General features: G+C 35.7%; 13 protein-coding genes. All 13 read left to right on the top strand.

The genetic code is table 11. The features are described from left to right. Positions 1-29 precede the first annotated feature (29 nt). Positions 30-1040 carry a LacI family DNA-binding transcriptional regulator gene (locus ACNQGX_RS10795; RefSeq protein WP_417976140.1) on the top strand — a complete coding sequence of 337 codons (1011 nt, stop codon included), beginning with the start codon at positions 30-32 and terminating at the stop codon, positions 1038-1040. 820 nt (positions 1041-1860) lie between these two features. Then, positions 1861-5199 carry a SusC/RagA family TonB-linked outer membrane protein gene (locus tag ACNQGX_RS10800; RefSeq protein ID WP_417976142.1) on the top strand — a complete coding sequence of 1113 codons (3339 nt, stop codon included), beginning with the start codon at positions 1861-1863 and terminating at the stop codon, positions 5197-5199. 31 nt (positions 5200-5230) lie between these two features. After that, the gene (locus ACNQGX_RS10805) at positions 5231-6805 is read left to right on the top strand and encodes a SusD/RagB family nutrient-binding outer membrane lipoprotein (protein WP_417976144.1); all 1575 of its coding nucleotides are present in this window, start codon (positions 5231-5233) and stop codon (positions 6803-6805) included. A gap of 635 nt (positions 6806-7440) precedes the next feature. After that, on the top strand, positions 7441-9438 hold the full coding sequence (locus ACNQGX_RS10810; protein WP_417976147.1) for a beta-mannosidase: 1998 nt from the start codon (positions 7441-7443) through the stop codon (positions 9436-9438). 164 nt (positions 9439-9602) lie between these two features. Next, positions 9603-11867 (top strand): GH92 family glycosyl hydrolase, encoded by a 2265-nt coding sequence (locus ACNQGX_RS10815; RefSeq protein ID WP_417976150.1) that lies wholly within the window; start codon positions 9603-9605, stop codon positions 11865-11867. Positions 11868-11926: 59 nt separating this feature from the next. After that, positions 11927-14209, top strand: coding sequence for a GH92 family glycosyl hydrolase (locus tag ACNQGX_RS10820; protein ID WP_417976152.1), 2283 nt, complete (start codon positions 11927-11929; stop codon positions 14207-14209). A gap of 4 nt (positions 14210-14213) precedes the next feature. Next, positions 14214-15674 (top strand): glycoside hydrolase family 125 protein, encoded by a 1461-nt coding sequence (locus ACNQGX_RS10825; RefSeq protein ID WP_417976153.1) that lies wholly within the window; start codon positions 14214-14216, stop codon positions 15672-15674. A 15-nt stretch (positions 15675-15689) separates the two neighbouring features. Further along, the gene (locus ACNQGX_RS10830) at positions 15690-16805 is read left to right on the top strand and encodes a glycoside hydrolase family 18 protein (protein ID WP_417976155.1); all 1116 of its coding nucleotides are present in this window, start codon (positions 15690-15692) and stop codon (positions 16803-16805) included. Positions 16806-16925: 120 nt separating this feature from the next. Further along, a complete protein-coding gene (locus tag ACNQGX_RS10835) occupies positions 16926-18008 on the top strand; it encodes a sulfatase-like hydrolase/transferase (RefSeq protein WP_417976157.1) in 1083 nt (360 codons plus the stop codon). A 102-nt stretch (positions 18009-18110) separates the two neighbouring features. Further along, a complete protein-coding gene (locus ACNQGX_RS10840; protein ID WP_417976159.1) occupies positions 18111-20429 on the top strand; it encodes a glycoside hydrolase family 20 protein in 2319 nt (772 codons plus the stop codon). A gap of 77 nt (positions 20430-20506) precedes the next feature. Continuing rightward, entirely contained in the window at positions 20507-21409 is a 903-nt protein-coding gene (locus tag ACNQGX_RS10845; RefSeq protein ID WP_417976161.1) for an ROK family protein, read from the top strand. A 55-nt stretch (positions 21410-21464) separates the two neighbouring features. Next, on the top strand, positions 21465-22457 hold the full coding sequence (locus ACNQGX_RS10850) for an isoaspartyl peptidase/L-asparaginase family protein (RefSeq protein ID WP_417976164.1): 993 nt from the start codon (positions 21465-21467) through the stop codon (positions 22455-22457). 86 nt (positions 22458-22543) lie between these two features. Beyond that, the gene (locus tag ACNQGX_RS10855; protein ID WP_417976166.1) at positions 22544-23215 is read left to right on the top strand and encodes a copper homeostasis protein CutC; all 672 of its coding nucleotides are present in this window, start codon (positions 22544-22546) and stop codon (positions 23213-23215) included. Positions 23216-23224: the final 9 nt, after the last annotated feature.

A 23224-nucleotide genomic window follows, 5' to 3' on the forward strand; every position in this document is an offset into this window, starting at 1 on the left:
ATATAATTAAGAGAAAATTGGCGCGCTAGATGAAAAAAATTACCATTAAAGATATTGCTATAGAGGCCAGAGTTTCAATCTCTACGGTATCTTTTGTACTTAATGACAAAGGAGGGAAAATGGGTATTAGCGCTGCCGTTATTAAAAAAGTACAAGATGTTGCTGAGAAGTTGCATTACAAACCTAATATGATTGCCAGCAGTCTTCGCACTGGAAAGACAAGATCTATTGGGCTTATTGTTGAAGATATCTCAAATCAGTTCTTTTCTGATTTAGCCAGAGTAATAGAAGATGAAGCAAAGAAGTTGGGATATAGAGTTTTTTATTGCAGTACAGGTGATGATGATGAAAGATCGGCTGAATTAATACAAAGCTTACTTCAGGCGAATGTGGATGGTTTTATCATAACTCCAACCGAAAAATTAGAAAAAAGTATTGATCATCTTGTGGCTTTAAAAATGCCAGTGGTATTAATTGACAGGTATTTTCCGAATCAAAATGTTAGTCATGTTGTTATGGATAATTATAATGGAGCCTATATAGCGACAGAATTTTTCATTAAAAAAGGCTGCAAAAATATTGCTGTGGTTAATAATACTTCAGGAATGATTCAGATGAAATTACGAGAGAAAGGGTACACTGATGCTATGAAAGAGGCAGGTCTTTATGATGAATCACTTATTCTTCATTTAGATTATCGCAGCAATGAAGAAAGTAAAATCACCGCCATTATCGACTTTTTTCAAAAGAAATCGGGTATAGATGCGGTACTTTTTTTAGCCAATTACATGGGTTTAGCCGGATTGCAAGCTTTTAAAAGAATGGGTTTAAGGATTCCTGAGGATATTTCCATTATCAGTTATGACGACCACTATAGTTTTAAATTGCACTCTCCTTCGATTTCAGTTATTGAACAACCAATTGATGGGATAGCAGTAAAAGCAGTTCAATTACTTATGGATCAAATGACGAATGAAAATGATTTTGCGATAGAGAAGGTACTTCAAAAAGGAAAATTGGTTATTAGAGAATCGGTATAATAAATTGGGTCATTTTAATTGATAATCTGTTTTTTTTATTAATTTACTAAAACGATTTAGGTAATCTAGTCTCTGTTAATTGATAATTAAGAATTAAAGAAAGATAATATTGAATTAATAAGTATGCTTTAGTCATTATATCTTTCGGTCTTTGTAATAACAAAAAATTAACAAAATTACCGATAGAGTTAACTCTTCAGTCGAATGGGTAAAATAAAATTATTTCCAAACGAGTGAAAATTACTGTGGACCTAGACTCTGAAATTGTTTATAGTATGTAGGAAGAGGAGTTGCTAAATTAATGCTTTTTTAAATTCTGAGTTGATGTCCTTAATGGACGAGGATTTATAGCTGGAAAAAGAAAAATTGATGATTCGATAATCTGTGTAATTAGGATTTAGTAAGGTCTTAGTTATTTGTGAGCTTTAAATGGAGCTTGTAATTTTTTATTTGATTACTAAAACGATTTAGGTAATTTGTTAGATGTTTAAGCTATTAGGAATGAAGGAGAAGGAGTCACTATGATTAATACATTTTTAAATTCTGAATAGATGTCGTTAAGGGGTGAAGATTTATAGCTAAAAAAATATAGAAAGCACCTATTTCAACAAGCAATAAATATACATTGTATTATCAAGATTAAATTTCATTATTGTCTTATGAGACAGAATCATATAAGGTGCAATTTTTTGATTCATTGGAAACAATGAAAACTAAATTTTATGAAAAAATTTAGAAATAGAATTAAAATAAAAATGAACGACAATAATTTTAAGTATTTTTTTTAACCAATTTTAACCAATTTTAACCAATTATTATTATGAGAAAACTGTTACAACAGTTGCTGCTGGTTTTCCTAGTAGCTCTGTACTATCAAGATGTTAGTGCACAAGAAAAGAAAGTGGTTTCAGGTATTATTAAGGATTCCGACGGAGTTCCGGTAATGCTGGCGACTATTAAAGAAAAAGGAACCTCCAATGGAGTTGTTTCTGATGAGAAAGGTGCCTATAAAATTTCGGTAAAGCCCAATGCGGTTTTAGTGATTAGTTCGATAGGACTAAAGACTCAAGAGATGAAAACCGATAATAGCGGTGTGACAAATGTACAAATGCAGGCTTCGACAAATGAACTTGAAGGTGTTACTGTTACTGCTTTGGGACAAACTAAAAAGAACAAATCGATTGGGTATGCCACCAGTGTTGTTAAATCAGATGCTATTGTAAAAACGGGTTCGCCTACAATTGCTAACTCTTTATATGGTAAAGCACCGGGAGTTCGTATTGCTTCTACGCCAGGAGGTAATGGAGTAATCAATATCACTATTCGTGGGCTTAACTCGATTAAAGGTAAAACGAATCCGCTTATCGTTTTAGATGGTGTGCCAATTCGTGACGGAGAAGCAAAAAATAATAACTATTGGGAAGATTCCCGTATGAGAAACAATGGACTGGCAGATATTAACCCTGAAGATATTGAGAATATTTCGATACTTAAAGGGGCATCTGCAGCTGCATTATACGGTTCTGAAGCCGTAAACGGGGTTGTATTGATTACTTCTAAATCAGGTAAGGGAAAAAAAGGCTTAGGTGTAGATTTTAGTACTAGTTATTCAATTAATAATATCGCATACTTGCCAAGATTTCAATATGAAAGAGGTCCTGGGTATTCTAATAATAATTATGCTTCGTCAGGATTTGTACTTCCAGATGGTTTTGCTCATTATGATACTGATGGTGATGGTATCAAAGAAACGAGAGGTGTTTCGGGAGCAAGTCAATCTAATTTCGGTATGTGGTTTGATGGTCAGCCTATTATGTCTTGGGATGGTGTGGTTCGTCCTTATTCGGCTCAAAAAGATGGATACAAAAATATGTTCCAAGATTCTTGGGATGGGGTAACAAACATTGCACTTTCTAACAATACTGAAAATAGCACTATCCGTTTTTCTTATACTCATAATGAATCACAAGCGTTGACTATGGGGAATATGAATAAGAAAAATACCCTTAATTTGAATACATCATTTAATATTGGTAAATATTCGAAAACAGATGTGATTGTGAGTTATATGAATCAAAATATTCATAATCGTGCAATTCTTATGGATCGATTGGTAAATAACTTTGGTGGAATGCTTAGTCCGTTTGACAATGGGGATTGGTACAAAGCCAAATACAAAACCAGTTTAGGTTACAAATATGTTAGGGGTGCAAATCAAAGTTTGACCATGGATGAAAACATCATCCGTAATGGTTTCAAAGCTGATGTTGGTGATTACTTTTGGAATACGAATGAAAATTCAAATGATGAAATTACAAACCGTTTGATTGCGAGTGTTACCGAAACGCTTACGATTTATAAAGATTTTAAATTTCGCGGACGTGTTTCTACTGATTTAACCTCAATAAATGTTGAAACTAAAAATCCAGTAGAAAGACCTTTAATTTTTGGAACTGGACCTGGTTCTTTTTCAATGATATCTAATGATTACAATGTTCTTTACGGAGAAGGGATGTTGATTTACAACAAAAAAATCAATGATGATTTCGAGGTGGGAGCCCAAGCGGGGTATAATGCAACTAAAGAAACTGGTTTTACTTTGTCGAGATCAACTGATGGAGGTTTAAGTGTTGAAGGCTGGTATGATATGAATGCCTCAGTTAATACTGCTACAAGTAGTTCTAGTAGATATACACTTGTAAAAGATGCTATATTCGGAACTGTCAACGGAAGCTATAAAAATTACCTGTTTCTTGAAGGAACTATAAGAAAGGACCGTACTTCTACAATGCACCCTGATAGAAATGCCTTTACTTATCCTTCAGTCAACTCCTCTTTCATATTGTCTGAAGCAGTTAAATTACCAGAAGTAATCAGTTTTGCAAAATTACGTGGTTCTTGGGGAATTGTGGGTAACTATCCTGCAATTTATGATTCTAATGTAGCTTTCAATCAAACTACATTAGGAAATCAGGGGACAACTGCTCCGGTACTGATTACTACTTCAAATGCTTCTTATGGAAATGAAGGTATTAAACCGGAGATGAAAAACGAGTTTGAGTTTGGTTTCGAAACCAAATTCTTTGACAGAAGATTGGGATTGGATTTCTCTTACTACAATGCAAAAGTTAAAGATCAAATTTTGCCAATGACATTGGCACCTACTACGGGAGCTACATCCATTTGGGCTAATGTTGGGGATTTAAGTAACCAAGGATTTGAAATAGCTTTGACAGCTTCACCTTTTAGAACTCAAGATTTTTCTTGGGATATTACTTTGAACTGGGCTAAAAATACCAACAAAATTGTAAAATTGGCTAACGGTGCAAGTGAATATTTACACAATGACTATGATGGGTCTGCGGCTCAATTAAAATCAGTGGTTGGTGATCCAATGGGAGGTCTTTATGCTCATCCTGTTAAAACAGATGCCAGTGGTAATAAAATGGTTGACTCTGATGGATTCCATATGATTGATGGAGATAAATGGGAGAAATATGGTACAGCTACACCTAAAGGGCTGGGAGGTTTATTGAACTCGTTTACGTATAAAAACTTTACTTTGGATGTTAATATTGATTATTCTTACGGAGGTTATTTAATGCCAACCGGTATCAACTGGATGAATGCTAGAGGGTTAACAGAAGAGACTTTGAATTACAGCACTAATGAGCGTGGTGGTTTGACTTACTATATGGATGCTGCCGGTAATGGAGTTCAGGTTCCTAATAGTGCTACAGCTGGACCAACTGGACAAACATTATACCGTGATGGTATGTTGATGGATGGTGTTACTGCAAATGGTGCAGCAAACACTAACATTATCTCTCAGGCAGGTTATTATAATATGACTTATAACTGGGGAGGTCCTCAATACAGTAGTTCACGTTATGAATTGTATATCGTAGAAAACAACTATATCAAAATGAGAGAAATGTCATTGGCTTATAGTTTGCCAGCAGCTTGGGCTAACAAGATTGGTGCTACTAAAGTAAGTTTTTCAGCTTTCGGACGTAATTTATTCTATATCTATAGAACAATTAAGGATATGGATACCGAGGGAACTGTAGCGGGAACAAGATGGGATCAAAACGTAAACAATGCTGGATTGACTCCATCTACTAGAAGTTTTGGATTAATGATGAGAGCATCTTTCTAATTTGATAAAACATAATTTAAAAAAAAATAACATGAAAAAATTATTATATATATCACTGGCAAGCTTAGCTGTTTTCTTTGGCTCTTGTTCGCAAGACGAGTTTGCAGATGCTTATAGAGATCCTTCTAAGGTTACAACAACAACTGTTCCTAAACAGTTTGCCGGTTTCATGAAAGTCAATTACGAGGATGTAATTCCGTCGTATTGGAATTATTTTACAGTTATAAGAACGACTTCTTTAACGTACACTCAGGCACATGGATTTACAAATACAACTGGTCGTTATATTCCGGGAGCAGCTGTAACCAACAGATGGGATAGATATTACAGGTTCATTACCCAATATAGAGAGTTAGAAAAAGTGATGGCTTCATTGCCTGCAGCTGAGCAGGCTGATAATAGAATCTATACCATTGCTTCAACTATTTATTTATTCGATCATACATCAAAAATGATTGATAACTTTGGGGATATTCCTTTCTCTGAAGCGGGTAAAATCAGTATGACCGGTGGTGATTACGCTAGTGCATTGGCTAAGTATGATAATCAAACGGAAATGTATACCATGATGTTGGATCAATTGAAAGCTTTCTCTACTGAATTGAATTCAATTACGTTGTCTGCTAAGATAGATTTTGAATTCAAAAATCAAGACTTGATCAATAAAGGAAACTTGACAAGTTGGAAAAACTATTGTAATTCTTTGCGTTTGAAAATGTTGAACAGAGTTTCTGCAGTTCCTGCTTTTTCAGCAAGAGCAACTACTGAAATTGCTCAAATCATTGCTGAAGGAAACATTGTAGATGAAAATGCAGAAAATATTGCGTTCAGAGTTTATAATCAAAATTCTGATACTGGGTTGAATACTTCAGGTTTTAAAGACGCTTTAGAGTCATGGAACAATAATGTTGCTCCAAAACCTATGATTGATCACATGAATGCTAATCTTGACCCTCGTAAACCTTGGTTGTTTGAAGCAGGTGGTTCTGCAGCAGGTGTTTATACAGGACTTGATCCAGTGTTGGCTTCATCAGTTCAAGATCAATTAATCATTGATGGTAAAATTGCAATCTATAATCGTTCTGTAATCAGTCAAAACAAATGGTTACCAGGGACATTGATCAATGCTGCTGAAGTAAACTTACTTCTTGCGGAATACTATTCAAGAACTGGTAATGCTGGTACGGCAAAAACTCATTTCGAGAAAGCGATCAGACAATCGGTTGAATATTATGTAAGATTAGGGGATAAAGCTGATGTTCTTACTTGGAAGCCAACGGTTGAACCAACAACTGCTCAAATTGATGCTTATATTCTAAAAATCAATTTTGCTGGAGCTGTAACACCTGCCGCTCAATTGCAGTTGATTGCTTTCCAAAAGTATATTCACTACAATGTAATGCAAGCAGACGAATCTTGGGCTGAACAAAGAAGATTAAAACTTCCAGTTTTAACTTTCCTAGAGGATGAAACAAGCAGTATCAGAAAAACTCCACCAACACGTTGGACATATCCAAATTCTGAGAGTGTTTATAATCCTGAGAATTACAATGCAGTTAAAGCAAATGATAATTTAAGTACTAAAATTTTCTGGGATGTAAAATAATCTTAGATTAAAATTAAAAAATGAGTCGGGTATGTTATTTACCCGACTTATTTTATCACATGACGCTATTAATTTTAAGGATGAGCAAGAAAGTGTGAAAGACTTTAGGTTAATTAAAGGCTTTAGGATTACTGTTTTTAATCTCTTTTTTTTCGCAATAGACAAAATTGTTCTCTGCTGAAAAAAATGGAATTATAAGCAACTATCTTTTAAAACCAATCTAAAAAAGCTTCATTTGTTGCGAATACTTTTATATCGATGTTAGTTTTGCCTTTAGCAAGTATAAAAAAGTACTAGGTTTATATTTGATCTTCAACGTATATTTCAGATGGAATATGTTTTTAGAAAAATAAAAGTGCTTTTCATTAAATAAAAAAATCAATTTTTACTGTGTATAGTATAATAAAATTGTTTTTTTAAGAGGTAATGTTTACTGATTTTTGTTAGTTATTCTGAAGGAACAGGACCTGAAAGGAGGGATGTTGTTACAAACGATACTCCCTCTTTTATTTTAAGAATGTATTTATTTATAAAATACTAATGAGAATGAATAAGAAAAGTTTTGGGTTCCAAAAAGAAAAATTTAACTTAAAATAAATCAGCACAGTAATAATTTTTAAAAATACCGAATCACAATGAAATGTAAGAAAGGCTTTTATTGGTTTGTTATCCTTTGTTTTGCAAACCTGTCCTTTGTGGCGAATGCCCAAAATAGTTCCGTAGTTTTAAAAAACGGCTGGCAATTTCGTCAGGAGAAAACGGTAAAATGGAATGCCGCTACAGTTCCGGGAGAAGTGCATACTGATTTGTTGAATAACAAACTCATTCCAGATCCATACTACCGTGACAATGAGAAAAAACTGCAGTGGATTGAGAAAAAAAACTGGGAATATAAAACGTCTTTTCAGATTAGTGCAGAAATTTTAAAGAGAAAAAATACGGAACTCGTTTTTGACGGGCTGGATACCTATGCAACCGTTTATTTGAATGGAAAATTAGTATTAAAAGCGAATAACATGTTTCGTCAATGGCGTGTTGATGTGAAAAAGTATTTGCATCCCGGTACGAATAAATTAGTGATTGTCTTTCTATCTGCGCAAAATGTTGTGGATTTACTTGCCAAGAAAGATTTGCCTTTTGTAATTCCAGATAATCCTCGTTTGTATGTTCGGAAAGCACAGTATCATTTTGGTTGGGATTGGGGACCTAAATTTACGACTTGCGGCATTTGGAAAGAAGTACGATTGGAAACTTTCGATGAAAAAACACCAGAGAAACCGTATGTTCTCAACCGTAAAATAGAATTGGTACAACAACCGGACAGCCTTGGAAAATCATTTTATTTTAAAATTGATGGGAAGCCGGTTTATATGAAAGGAGCCAATTACATTCCATCGGATGCTTTCCTTTCGAGAGTTACCAAAAAGGAATATGAAAAAGTAATTTCTATGGCGAAAGATGCCAACATGAATATGCTTCGTATTTGGGGCGGCGGAATTTATGAAGACGATTATTTTTATGATTTATGTGATAAATACGGAATCAATGTTTGGCAGGATTTCATGTTTGCCGGAACAATGGTTCCCGGAGACAAAGCCTTTTTTGACAATGTAAAAGAAGAAGTTCAATACCAAGTAAAGCGTTTGCGTCATCATCCGAGTATTGTTTTGTGGTGTGGGAATAACGAATCGGATGAAGCATTTAAAAACTGGGGCTGGCAAAAATCGATGAATATGTCAAAGCAGGATTCGACTCGTTTGTGGAAAGATTATGTTCGATTGTTTCAGGACAGTATTCCAAAATGGGTAAAAGAAGTAGATGATAAGAGACCGTATATCAGCAGCTCGCCCTTATTTGGTTGGGGTAAAGAGAAAAGCATTACAGAAGGCGATAGCCATTATTGGGGAACTTGGTGGGGACTGGAAGATATTGAAGTGGTTAAAAATAAAACAGGACGTTTCGTTAGTGAATATGGGATGCAAGCGATGCCGAATTATTCTTCAATAGAAAAATTTACGTCACCTGAAGATCGCTATTTATTTTCGGATGTATTAAAAGCACATCAAAAAGCAGGGAAAGGGTTTACAAAGTTAAACTCCTACTTGAACCGTTATTTTATTGATTCCACCAAAGTTAAAAATATGAAAGTGGCCGATTATACTTATCTTACGCAGTGTTTGCAGCATTATTCACTAAAGAATATTATTGGGATTCACCGTTCCAAAGCGCCTTATAATATGGGAACTTTAGTTTGGCAATTGAATGATTGTTGGCCTGTGGCGAGTTGGAGTGTCACCGATTATTATAACCGACAACCCAAAGCAGCTTGGTATGCCATGCGGGAAGCCTATCGGGATGATAAAACACCTGAAATAGACCTGACGCGTCCTATAGATTTGAAATTGGAAAATCCTAAAATTACCTGGACAATTAAAGGAAATGAAATAATCATTAAAGCCCTGAGACCAGCCAAATATGTATATGTGGAAATTAAGGGATACGAAGGAAAACTAACTGATAATTATATGGATTTGAAAGCTGGGGAAGAAATGAAACTTTCGTTCGAAGGAAAAATAACAAAGCCAATTATAACAGTTATGTCATTGTATGATGTAATTAATCGATACAAGTAGAATAAAGGGATTAAAGGATATAATGAATATCAAATCTAAAGTAGGATTAAATGTTGTTTTTAATCCAACTAATTATAAATATTAAATCCGCGTCATCTGTGTTCCATTTCTTCACAGAGATTTATTTTTACAGCACGCAATTCATATTTTAAAAAACAAACAAAATGATTTCAAAATATAAACACATTGTTTTCTCAATAATTATTTTAGGTATTTTGCCAGTAACTTCACAGGTGAAAACCAAAAAACAAAATAATTTAGATTACACTCAATATGTAAATCCTCTGATTGGTTCTGCTGGTCATGGCCATGTTTTTGTGGGTGCTAATGTTCCTTTTGGAGCCGTTCAGTTAGGACCGGTAAATGTTTTTGAAGGTTGGGATTGGTGCAGTGGCTATAATTACGCGAGTAATACGATATTAGGATTTACACATACCCATTTGAGCGGAACCGGAATTGGAGATTTGAATGATATTCTTTTGCTGCCGGTATCAGGAAAAGTGCCGCTTACCAAAGGAACAAAGGAAGATATGGTTACCGGTTATGGCTCTTATTTTTCGCATGAAAATGAAATTACTAAGCCAGGATATTACAGCGTTTTACTCGATAAATATAAAATAAAGGCTGAATTAACGGCAACCGAAAGAGTTGGTTTTCATAAATACACTTTTAATTCTGTTGATGATTCCCATATTTTACTTGATTTAGCCGATGGTGTGGGTTGGGATAAACCAATGAAAACATTCATAAAAAAAACAGGAGCTAAAACCATTGTTGGTTATCGTCATTCGAAAGGTTGGGCTGATGATCAAAGGCTATATTTTGCAATGGAATTTTCGGAGCCTATTGCGAATATTTCCTTGTATGACAACATTTCAGCGGTGTTAGGAAATGAAGGAGAAGGTGTCCGAATGAAAGCTGTTATTGATTTTGCAACTTTAAAAAATAAACAGGTTTTAGTAAAAGTTGGTCTTTCTCCGGTAAGTTATGAGAATGCTTCCGCAAATATAAAAGCGGAAATTCCAACTTGGGATTTTGCTAAAACGGTGAAACAAGCCAATTCAAAATGGAATACTGAATTAAATAAAATTCAGATAAAGGCCGATGAAAAAACGATGAAAGTTTTTTACACTTCCTTGTACCATACGGCATTTGCACCTTCTATTTTTAATGATGCGAATGGCGATTACAGAGGAACAGATAAAAAAGTATATGAAAAAGCAAATTTCACGAATTATACCACTTTTTCGCTTTGGGATACGTACCGTGCTTTGCATCCTTTGTACACGATTACGCAACCTGATAAAATTAATGATATTGTTAAATCATTCTTGGCAATCTATCAGCAACAAGGAAGATTACCGGTTTGGCACTTGATGGGTAACGAAACCAATACCATGAATGGAAATCATTCGATTGCAGTTATTGTTGATGCGTATCTAAAAGGCTACCGCGATTATGATACGACACTTGCGTACGAAGCCATCAAGAAAACGGCGATGCAAACCCGCGACGGAATGGATTACGTTCAAAAACTGCAATACATTCCTGCTGATACGATGTTAGAAACTGTTGGAAATGCTCTGGAATATGCCATCGATGATTGGTGTGTGGCTCAGATGGCAAAAGCCTTGAACAAGACCGAGGATTTTGCTTATTTTTCAAAAAGAGCTAATTTGTACCAACTTTATTTTGATAAAGAAACAACGTTTATGAGAGGGAAATTAGCCAATGGAAACTGGAGAACGCCTTTTAACCCGCTTTCGTCTGCCCATCGAAAAGACGATTATGTAGAAGGAAATGCGTGGCAATACACATGGTTAGTGCCTCAAGATCCTCATGGTTTAATTGATTTGTTTGGAAGTGAAGATAAATTTCTAGCGAAGTTAGATGCTCTGTTCCTAATAACTGACAAAGTGGAAGGCGAAGAAGCTTCCCCGGATATTAGCGGTTTGATCGGACAATACGCGCAAGGAAACGAACCCAATCATCATATTCCCTATTTGTATGCCTATGCAGGACAACCTTGGAAAACAGCAAAACTGATTCGGGAAATTGATGATAAATTCTATTCTACAAAACCGGATGGATTATGTGGTAACGAAGATTTGGGACAAATGTCAGCTTGGTATGTTTTCTCGGCAATGGGATTTTATTCGGTTAATCCAGCGAACGGGATTTATATTTTGGGAAGCCCATTGGTAAATAATGCAACTGTAAAAAATAAAAACAATATTTCATTTACATTAAATGCTATAAATAATAGCAGCACTAATATTTACATTCAAAAAGCGGAGTATAATGGAAAACCGTATACAAAATCTTATATCACTCACGATATGATTGTAAAAGGAGGCGAATTGAAATTATATATGGGAAGCAAACCTTCGGGAACTTGGGGAGTGAAAAAAGAGGATAGACCGTTGTAAAGGTTATGGGTTAAAGGTTTGAATTTAGAATAAATATACAGTCAACATTTTTATAAGGTATGAGAAAAATAATAATTATTTGCGGTTTGTTTTTCGTTTTTGTTACAACAAATGCACAGACCAAAGTTTTAGATCCAGTAGAATATGTAAATCCTTTGATGGGCACACAATCGGTGCACAGTCTTTCTAATGGGAATACGTATCCAGCGATTGCAAGACCTTGGGGAATGAATTTTTGGACACCGCAAACCGGTAAAATGGGAGACGGATGGATTTATACTTATACCGCTGAAAAAATTCGAGGATTCAAACAAACACATCAGCCATCACCGTGGATGAATGATTACGGACAGTTTTCCATCATGCCAGTCACTGGGAAATTAGTTTTTAAAGAAGAGGAAAGAGCCAGTTGGTTCAGTCATAAATCTGAAACCGTGAAGCCATATTATTACAGCGTTTATCTCGCCGATTATGATGTGACTACCGAATTAACCACTACCGAAAGAGCGGCACATTTTCAATTCACTTTTCCAGAAAATGAGCAATCTTCTATTGTAATTGATGCTTTTGATAAAGGGTCTTATGTTAAGATTATTCCATCTGAAAATAAAATTATAGGATACACAACTCGCAATAGCGGTGGCGTTCCGGCTAATTTCAAGAATTATTTTGTGCTGGTATTCGACAAGTCTTTTTCATCGAATTATACTTGGAAAGACACTGTTTTGGAAAAAGATAAATTGGAAAGTTTAGCCAATCATGCAGGTGCTGTAGTGAGCTTTAAAACTAAAAAAGGAGAGAAAATCAATGTTAGAGTCGCTTCTTCATTTATAAGTATTGAGCAAGCGGAGTTGAATTTGAAAACGGAATTAGGAAATACTTCTTTTGAAAAAACTGTTGCGGAATCAAAAGAAGAGTGGAATAAAGTTTTAGGTAAAGTGCAAGTGGAAGGTGGCAGTGACGAACAATTTAGAACTTTTTATTCTTGTTTGTACCGTACCGCTTGTTTTCCTCAAAAACATTATGAAATAGATGCCGCACGAAAAATTATGCATTACAGCCCGTATAATGGTAAGGTTTTACCAGGTTATATGTATGCTGGTACTGGTTTCTGGGACACTTTTCGAGCATTGTACCCATTACTGAATTTAGTGTATCCTTCCATAAATAAAGAAATGCAGGAAGGTTTGATTAACGATTATAAAGAAGGCGGATTCTTGCCGGAATGGTCCAGTCCGGGATTTAGAAATGTGATGGTTGGTAATAATTCGGCATCCGTAGTTTCAGATGCTTATATGAAAGGATTGCGCGATTATGATATCAATACATTGTATGAAGCCTTGTTGCATGGCGCCAATAATGAAGGGCCGATGGATGCGGTAGGTAGAAAAGGCGCAGCGTATTACAATACGTTAGGCTATGTTCCTTACGATGTAAAAATCAATGAGAATGCAGCACGAACATTAGAATATGCGTACGATGATTTTGCTATTTGGAAATTGGCGAAAGCCTTGAACCGTCCCAAAAAAGAAATCAATTTGTTTGAAAAACGAATGATGAATTATAAAAATGTTTTTAATCCTTCGTTTAAATTGATGAGCGGAAGAAATAAAGACGGAAGTTTTCCTGCGGATTTTAATCCTTACAAATGGGGAGATGCTTTTACCGAAGGCAACAGCTGGCATTACAGCTGGAGTGTTTTTCACGATGTACAAGGCTTGGTTGATTTAATGGGTGGTGAAAAAGCATTCACTACTAAATTGGATGCTGTTTTTACAATGCCTCCAGTTTTTGACGAAAGTTATTATGGCTCCGTTATTCACGAAATTCGGGAAATGCAAATCATGAATATGGGACAATATGCGCACGGCAACCAGCCTATTCAGCACATGATTTATTTGTATAACTACGCTGGTCAGCCTTGGAAAACACAATATTGGTCCAGAGAAGTAATGAACCGTTTGTACAAACCAACCGCAGATGGTTATTGTGGTGATGAAGATAACGGACAAACTTCGGCTTGGTATGTTTTTTCGGCAATGGGGTTTTATCCAGTTTGTCCGGCTACAGAGGAGTATGTTCTTGGAGCGCCTTTATTTAAGAAAGTAACGTTGCAATTAGAAAATGGAAAAGAAGTAATCATAAATGCTCCGGGTAATTCGGAAGATAATAAATATGTTCAGGAATTAAAATGGAATAATTCCACTTACACAAAGAACTATATCAATCATTTTGATTTGCTCAAAGGAACGGTATTGGATTTTGACATGAACAATACTCCTAATAATCAAAGAGGAACTTCGTCGAGTAGTTATCCATATTCTTATTCAACTTCAAAATAATACGATGCAAACACGTAGAAAATTTATAAAAAACACAGGGATTTTATCCGCAGGATTATTGGCAATTCAATCGAAAGTTTTTGCTTCAGAGTCCAATATTTTTAATTTTCCAATGAAGGATTTCGTTAGTAAACGTCCACCATTAGCCGAAAGAAAATTTACCAGTGAAGCGATTGAAGCGGCTATAGTACGCATCAAAAAACAAATTGCAAATCCGGAACTGGCTTGGTTGTTCGAAAACTGTTTTCCGAACACATTGGACACTACAGTCGATTTTGAAATTATCGATGGCAAACCGGATACGTACGTGATTACCGGAGATATTGATGCGATGTGGTTGCGTGACAGTACAGCGCAAATTTGGCCGTACATTCCGTTTGTAAAGGAAGATGCAAAACTCGGGGAACTGGTAAAAGGAGTGATTAACCGTCAGACAAAATGCATTTTGCTTGATCCGTATGCGAATGCTTTTTATAAAGATTTCAACCAAGTAAGTGAATGGAAAAATGATATTACCAAAATGCAACCGGGAATTCATGAGCGCAAATGGGAGATCGACAGTTTGTGTTATCCCATCCGATTGGCGCATGGTTATTGGAAAGAAACCGGAGATATAAGCTTGTTTGACAGCCAATGGAAAAAAGCCATGCTTTTGGTATTGCAAACTTTTAAAGAACAGCAACGTATGGATAGTAAAGGGCCGTACACTTTTCAGCGTACTACCGCTTGGGCCACCGATGGTGTTCCATTGAGTGGTTACGGTTATCCGGTAAAACCTTGCGGGCTGATTGTTTCTACTTTTAGACCAAGTGATGACAGTACCTTGTTTGGGTATTTGATTCCAAGTAATATGTTTGCCATTGAAGTACTCGGCTATTTAATGGAGATTTTCTCTCTGCCGGAAATTAAGGATACTGATTTGGTTGCCAAAGCCAAAGAATTGCAAGAACAAGTACAGAAAGGATTGAAAGAAAACGGAATTATCAAACACCCAAAATTTGGAAAAATTATTGCTTTTGAAGTAAATGGATACGGAAGTTTTCACATGATGGATGATGCCAATGTACCTTCTTTATTGTCATTACCGTATTTAGGAGCGATTCAGCCGGATAGTAGTTTGTATCTTAATACCCGAAAAGTAGTCCTTTCAGAAAACAATCCATTTTTTTATAAAGGAAAAGCAGGCGAAGGTGTTGGTGGTCCGCACACTGGCGCTGATACCATCTGGCCGATGAGTATTATTTTAAGAGCGATCACCAGTGTAGATGAAAAGGAAATAAGAAAGTGTATTAGCAATTTGATAAAAACACATGCTGATACTGGTTTTATGCACGAGTCCTTTCATAAGGATGACGCAACAAAATTTACCCGAAAATGGTTTGCATGGGCAAATACGCTTTTTGGGGAGTTGATTGTTCATACGAGTAACAAGTACCCTCAAATTTTAAGCGATAAGAATATTTAAGCAATATCAATGGCAATGGAAAAAATTAATACTAATTTAAAAACGAAGAGTATAAAATTCCTTTTTTTGTTACTTCTTATCACTAATGGTATAACGGCTCAGAGCAATAAAAATCTAGCTGTAATTGCATATTACACGGGTGATGATAAACTAATAAATGAGTTTGAGATAAATAAACTGACGCATATTATTTATAGTTTTTGTCATTTGAAAGAGGGTAAATTAAATGTTGACACGGCTAAAGATTCCCTTACGATCAAACATCTCGTATCATTAAAAGCTAAAAATCCGAAGTTAAAAATCATGTTGTCATTAGGCGGATGGGGCGGTTGTGCACCTTGTTCCGATGTTTTTTCTACAGCAAAGGGAAGAGCGGTTTTTGCAAAATCGGTACAAGAAGTCAATACTTATTTTAAGTGTGACGGAATAGATTTAGATTGGGAATATCCAACTATAGAAGGAGTTCCAGGGCATTTGTATCAACAAGCTGACAAAAATAATTTTACGGAGCTTATAAAAATTCTTCGTAAAACCTTAGGGAATAAAAATGAATTGAGTTTTGCGGCTGGAGGATTCCAGAAATATTTAGACGAATCTGTCGAATGGAAAAAAATAATGCCATTGGTGAACCGTGTAAATATTATGAGTTACGATTTGGTAAATGGATATTCAAAAGTTACAGGGCATCATACGCCATTGTTTAGCACTAAAAAGGATGAAGAATCTACAGATAAAGCGGTAAGTTATTTATTAAAATTAGGAATACCTGCCAAAAAACTTGTTATAGGAGCAGCCTTTTATACCCGCATTTGGAAAGAAGTATCCAATATTAATAACGGTTTATATCAATCTGGTGAACCAACTGGTGGTGTGAATTTTAAAAAATATACCGCTTCATTTACAACGGTTGATGGTTGGAAATATTTTTGGGATAAAAAAGCAAAGGCACCTTACTGGTATAATGAAAAATTAAAATTATTTGCTACTGGTGATGATATTGCTTCTGTTAAAGCAAAAACGAGCTATGCAATACAAAAGAAACTAGGAGGTATTATGTTTTGGGAACTGGTTTTAGACAGTCCGCGCAATGGGATGCTAGATGCGATAGATCAAATAAAAACAGCTAAATAATCCAATTTGGATATTTTATAACCGGTATTAATCCAGTTAAAAAGAACAAATTAATTGATTAAGTAAGTGTTTATCAAAAATAACGGAAAAGTATATTATCTATAACTTGAAAAAAATAAAATGAAAAAAATTGCAGTACTATTGTTGGTTTTTACAAGTGTTATTTCTAATGCACAACAAGCAGAAAACATCATCATCATAACAACAGATGGGTTGAGATGGCAGGAACTTTTTAAAGGGATGGATTCTTCCATTGCCAATGATCGTAAATTTAATCAGGGTGACAGCACTTATATTTTTAAAAAATACTGGAGTGATGATGTTAAAGAACGCAGGGAAAAGCTGATGCCTTTTATGTGGTCAGAAGTTGCTGAAAAAGGACAATTATATGGCAACAGAAATTATAACAATAAGGTAAATAATGCCAATCCACACTGGTTTAGTTATCCTGGGTATAGTGAAATAATGACCGGTTATGCTGATCCCGCAATCAATTCAAATGATTATAAGCCGAATCCTCATGTAACCCTCTTGGAGTTTTTAAACCAGCAACCAAAGCTGAAAGGTAAAGTGGCTGCTTTTGGAGCTTGGGAAGCATTTGATAGAATCCTAAACGAGAAAAGAAGTGGTATACCGGTAGCTTCAGCCTTTGATAAAATAGGAGGAAATAATCCAACTGCGAAACAAAATCTTATCAATGATATGTTGGCTGATTCCTATAAGCCTTGGCATCTGGACGAGTGCTTAGATGTGTTTACACAATATGAAGCTTTGGAGGAATTAAAGACCAATAAGCCAAAAGTATTGTATATCGCCTATGGAGAAACAGATGAATGGGCGCACGGAGGACAATATCGTTCCTATTTAGATGCCGCTCATCAAGTAGATGCATGGATTAAGCAAATATGGGATTTTGTGCAAAATGATCCACAGTATAAAAACAAAACTACTTTAGTCTTTACAACGGATCATGGCCGTGGGGATAAAATTAAAGCAGAATGGACGAGTCACGGAAGTTCTATACAAGGCGCATCCGAAATATGGTTTGCAGCAATGGGGCCGGGAATTACCGGCAAAGGAGAACTAAAAACAGAAGGACAATTCTATCAGGAGCAATTTGCCCAGACTATTGCTAAACTGTTGGGATATACTTTTAAGGCCAATCATCCGGTTGCCAAAGAGATAAGTGAAGTGATTAAATAATGAATCAGTTTTCTAAAGATAGAATTTGAGAATCAAAACCAGTTAAAAGATTGAGAGGTGAGAATAGCCTCTTTTTAGATTATCAAAATAAAAATATAACCGATGAACAGTATAATAAAACAAACAGTTATGGCACTTAGAAGTTCAGTTCTATTATTTCTTTTATTAGCTTCAATGTTAGTAAATGCGCAACAACAGCCTTCTATTATTCCGAAACCCGTTGATCTTAAAATGGGGAATGGTAACTTTACAATTGATGGAAATACGACTATCCAATACAAAAAATCACAAAAAGAGTTAAAAGCAACTGCTGATTTTTTGGCATCCTATATTAAAAATATTTCAGGATTTTCTTTAAAATCAAATAAAGCTGCAGCGAAAAAAGTGGAGTTTGTAATTGAAAAAAATATTCAAGATGAAGGATATCAGTTAACTGTATCTCCAACTGCTATTGTAATTAAAGCGAGCAGTCCAAAAGGTATTTTTTACGGCATACAATCGATATTGCAAACCTTACCGGCTATACGTACTAATGCGGCTTTGGAAGTGCCGGTTATGCAGATAAATGATTATCCTCGTTTTAAATGGAGAGGAATGCATCTTGATGTAAGCCGTCATTTCTTTGGTCCCGATATGATAAAAGAATACATTGACTTGATGGCATCGTACAAAATTAATGTGTTTCACTGGCACCTTGTGGACGATCAAGGATGGAGAATTGAAATAAAAAAATATCCAAAACTTACAGAAATAGGGGCTTGGAGAGTAGATAACACTAATCTAAATTGGCGAGAAAGACCACAAGCTAAAGAGGGAGAAAAGCCAACTTACGGAGGTTTTTATACGCAAGAACAAATTAAAGAAATTGTAAAATATGCTGCAGAGAGAAACATAACTATAGTTCCTGAGATTGAAATGCCGGGTCATGTAGCTTCTGCGATAGCTTCTTATCCGCAATTAAGTTGCATGCAACAACCGCAATTGCCACTAACGGGAGGTAATTATACTAATATGTCATCTAATTATTGTGCCGGAAATGAAGAGGTTTTCTCTTTTTTACAGGATGTACTTAGTGAAGTTTTGATACTTTTTCCTTCTACTTATATTCATTTAGGAGGGGATGAGGTAGATAAAGCACCTTGGAAAAAATGTCCCCGTTGTCAGGAAAGAATGAAAGCGGAAGGGCTGAAAAACGAAGATGAGTTGCAGAGTTATTTCATGAAAAGAATGGAGAAGTTTATCATCAGCAACAAGAGAAAAATGATTGGCTGGGATGAAATTTTAGAAGGAGGACTTGCTCCGGAAGCTGCTGTTATGAGTTGGCGAGGTGAAGCTGGTGGAATCGAAGCAGCAAAAATGAAACACAATGTGGTAATGACTCCCGGTTCTCCGTGTTACTTTGACCATTATCAGGCAGGGCCAGAGGGAGAACCTTTCGCCATTGGAGGTTTCAATACAGTTAAAAAAGTATATGATTATGAGCCTATTCCTAAAGAATTAAATGAGGAAGAAGGAAAATATGTGTTAGGTGCTCAGGGTAATGTATGGACTGAATTTATTACTACGACGGAACATCTGGAATATATGATCCTTCCTCGTATGGCAGCGTTAGCAGAAGTGTTATGGTCTCCAAAAGAGAATAAAAACTGGGATGGTTTTAATGAACGATTACAATATCACTTTAAAGGATATGCACAAAAAGGCTTGCATTATTCTCCGGGTAATTTCACGGTAAATATCAAGCCCTCTTCTCAAAACGGACAATTGATGGTGACTCTTTTTTCAGAGGCATTGAATGGAGAAATACGGTATACCACTGATGGTTCAGAGCCTACCATACAAAGCGAAAAATACGAACAGCCTATTGCCGTAAACTCATCTCTTGTAATAAAAGCATCCACAGTTGTAGACGGACAAATAAAAGGGCAGGCTGCAAAACAAAATTTTGTGATGCATAAAGCAGTTGGAAGTGCTATCAAATACACTAATCCGGTAAGCCAATATTACTTGGCCGATGGTCCAAACTCTTTAACGGATGGGGTTAGAGGTACTAATGCAGTTGGTAAATACTGGCATGGATTCAGCGGGAAAGATATGATTGCAACAGTTGATTTAGGTGAACCAAAACCAATTAAAACTATTTCATTGGGTTGTTTGCAAAATTACAGTGACTGGATTTTTTTACCACAATCAGTGAAATTTGAAATCTCAACTGATGGAACTGTTTTTACTGAAATAAAAACGATTAACAACCCAATCGATATAAATCAGAAAACGGTATTATATGATTTTAGCGCAGCATTTGCACAGCAGACAGTAAGGTACATCAGAGTAACGGCTAAAAATAATCTTTGCCCTCCGGGCCATAGTGGTGCAGGAAAACCAGGATGGTTATTTGTAGATGAAATTATAGTAGAATAGGAGAATGCAGCATAACGGTGCAATTTTACAAAAAGTTATCGTGTAACTTTTTCAAATAATAAGATAAATAAGAAAAAATGAATAAATTATACGCCATTGGATTGGATATAGGAGGCACACATATTACCGCAGCGATTATAGATATAAAAGATATGAAAGTTATTGACTTTTCATTGCATAAAGAGTCCTTTGATTCTAATTTGCCAGTGGAACAGGTCATGGATATTTGGGAAAAAGTCATTCGAACTTCATGGAAGGATTCCGGGGTAGAAAAGTTGGAAGGATTAGCAGTATGTATGCCAGGTCCATTTGATTATGAAAGTGGCACTTGTTGGATAAAAGGTCAAGCTAAATATGAACATTTTTATAGTTTAAATATCCGGGAATTAATTCAAGAAAGGCTTCATTTTTCTAATGATTTACCCATTCTTTTCGATAATGATGCCAATTGTTTTGGTAAAGGAGAATTTTTTAAAAATGCAGAAAATAGTTCAAAAAAAGTAATGGCAGTTACCCTTGGTACCGGTCTTGGAGCTTCTTTTATAGACAATGGTAAAGCAATAGATTCAGGAACTCAAGTGCCAGCAGATGGCGAATTATATAACCTCCCATTTAAAGAGGGAATTGCTGAGGATTATGTATCAGTTCGGGGGCTTTTATCTCGTTATGAAGCTGTAAGTGGAATAAAAATCAGCAATGGTCTTGAACTTTTTAATCGTGCAAATGATGGAGATGTTTTGGCCATAAAAGTATTCGAGGAAGTAGGAGCCGATTTAGCCGAAGTTGTACTTCCGTGGTTGAGAAGCTTTGAAGCGGATAGCTTTATAATTGGCGGTAAAATTGCAAATGCCAGTGTTTATTTCTTGCCGGCTTTTCAGCAAAAAATTAAGGATGCCGGGAGTGAAGTCACTATCTTAGTATCCACTGATAATGAGATTTCGGCTTTACTGGGTGCTACAAGTTTACTCAGTGAAATATAGTATTTAATTATAATTATTTTTTAAACCAAATTTGGACTAATATAAAATAGAAAATATGACTAACCGTAGGAGTTTTATAAAAACAGCTGCGATAGCTTCTGCAGCTGTGGCGTTAAATTCATTCAAAGGGAAACCAGAAGAAAATGATTTTTCATCTAAAAAAGGAAAGAAACCCATTGTGCTTTCTACATGGAATTTTGGGATACAAGCTAACGCAGCCGCTTGGGAAATATTAAAAAATAAAGGGAGAGCTTTAGATGCTGTAGAAGCAGGAGTGAAAGTTCCCGAAGGCGATCCTAAAGAACGAAGTGTTGGGTATGGCGGACGACCAGACAGAGATGGTCGGGTTACACTCGATGCTTGTATTATGGATGAAAATGCAAATATTGGATCGGTAGCTTGTTTAGAATATATTAAGCATCCTATAGCTGTGGCTCGAGCAGTGATGGAAAAAACGCCACACGTAATGTTAGTAGGTGATGGAGCTTTACAGTTTGCTTTGTCACAGGGTTTTGTGAAAGAAAATTTATTAGTTGAAGAATCCGAAAAAGAATGGAAAGAATGGTTGAAAACCAGTCAATATAAGCCTATCGCTAATATCGAAAATCATGATACCATTGGAATGATTGCTTTGGATGCTGACGGAAATCTTTCCGGTGCTTGTACCACAAGTGGAATGGCTTTCAAAATGCATGGGCGTGTAGGAGACTCACCAATTATTGGTGCAGGTTTGTATGTTGATAATGAAATTGGTGCAGCCACAGCAACGGGTCACGGAGAAGAAGTGATTCGTATTTCAGGGTGTCACCTGGTTGTCGAATTGATGCGTCAAGGGAAATCACCACAAAAAGCCTGTGAAGAAGCGGTTGCTCGAATTGTAAAATTAACAAAGAATAGAAATAAAGAACTAAAAGACATTCAAGTTGGTTTCATCGCCTTGAATAAAAAAGGGGAGTATGGTTCGTATTGCATTCAAGGAGGTTTTAACTATGCCGTTAATGATGAAACGGGAAACCGATTAATTGATGCCGATTATTTTTTGAAATAAGCATAACCAGAGTTTGATGCAAACATGGATGATATTATGCGAATTACATATTCCAATAAAAACAATAGGAACTACATATGAAATAAATGAAAAAAGGGAAACTGGAGATAGCGTGCTTTAATCTTGAATCGGCTATTATTGCACAAAAAAATGGTGCCGATAGAGTAGAATTGTGTGCCAATATGAAAGAGGGCGGAACAACGCCAGATTTTGAAATAACTAAAGCTGCCCGCGACGTTCTGTCTGTCGATTTGAATGTAATGATTCGTCCCCGTGGAGGAAATTTTGTTTATTCTGATTTTGAATTTGAACAAATGAAAGCAGAAATCATAGCATTCAAAAAGCTACAAGTAGATGGTTTTGTTTTTGGAATTTTAAAAGTAGATGGTAGTCTTAATAAGGAACAAAATAGAGAATTAGTAGCTTTGGCAAATCCGCTTCCATGTACGTTTCACCGTGCTTTTGATGGAATAAAAAACAGATTTGAATCACTTGAATCCGTAATTGAATGTGGTTTTAAAACCATTTTGACTTCCGGACAAGAAACAAATGTAGTAGAAGGGATTGATGTTTTGGCAGAATTGGTTAAAAAAGCAAATGATAGAATTACCATTATGCCAGGTGGGGGATTGCGTTCATCAAATATTGGTTTGTTACAGGAAAAAACGAATGCTTTTTTTTACCATTCGTCAGCTATTACAGACTCAAGCGAAACAGCAAACGGCAATGAGATAAAAGCCTTAAAAATCACTTTGTAATACTTGTAA

This window comes from Flavobacterium glycogeni, assembly GCF_048286775.1.
GTDB lineage: Bacteria > Bacteroidota > Bacteroidia > Flavobacteriales > Flavobacteriaceae > Flavobacterium.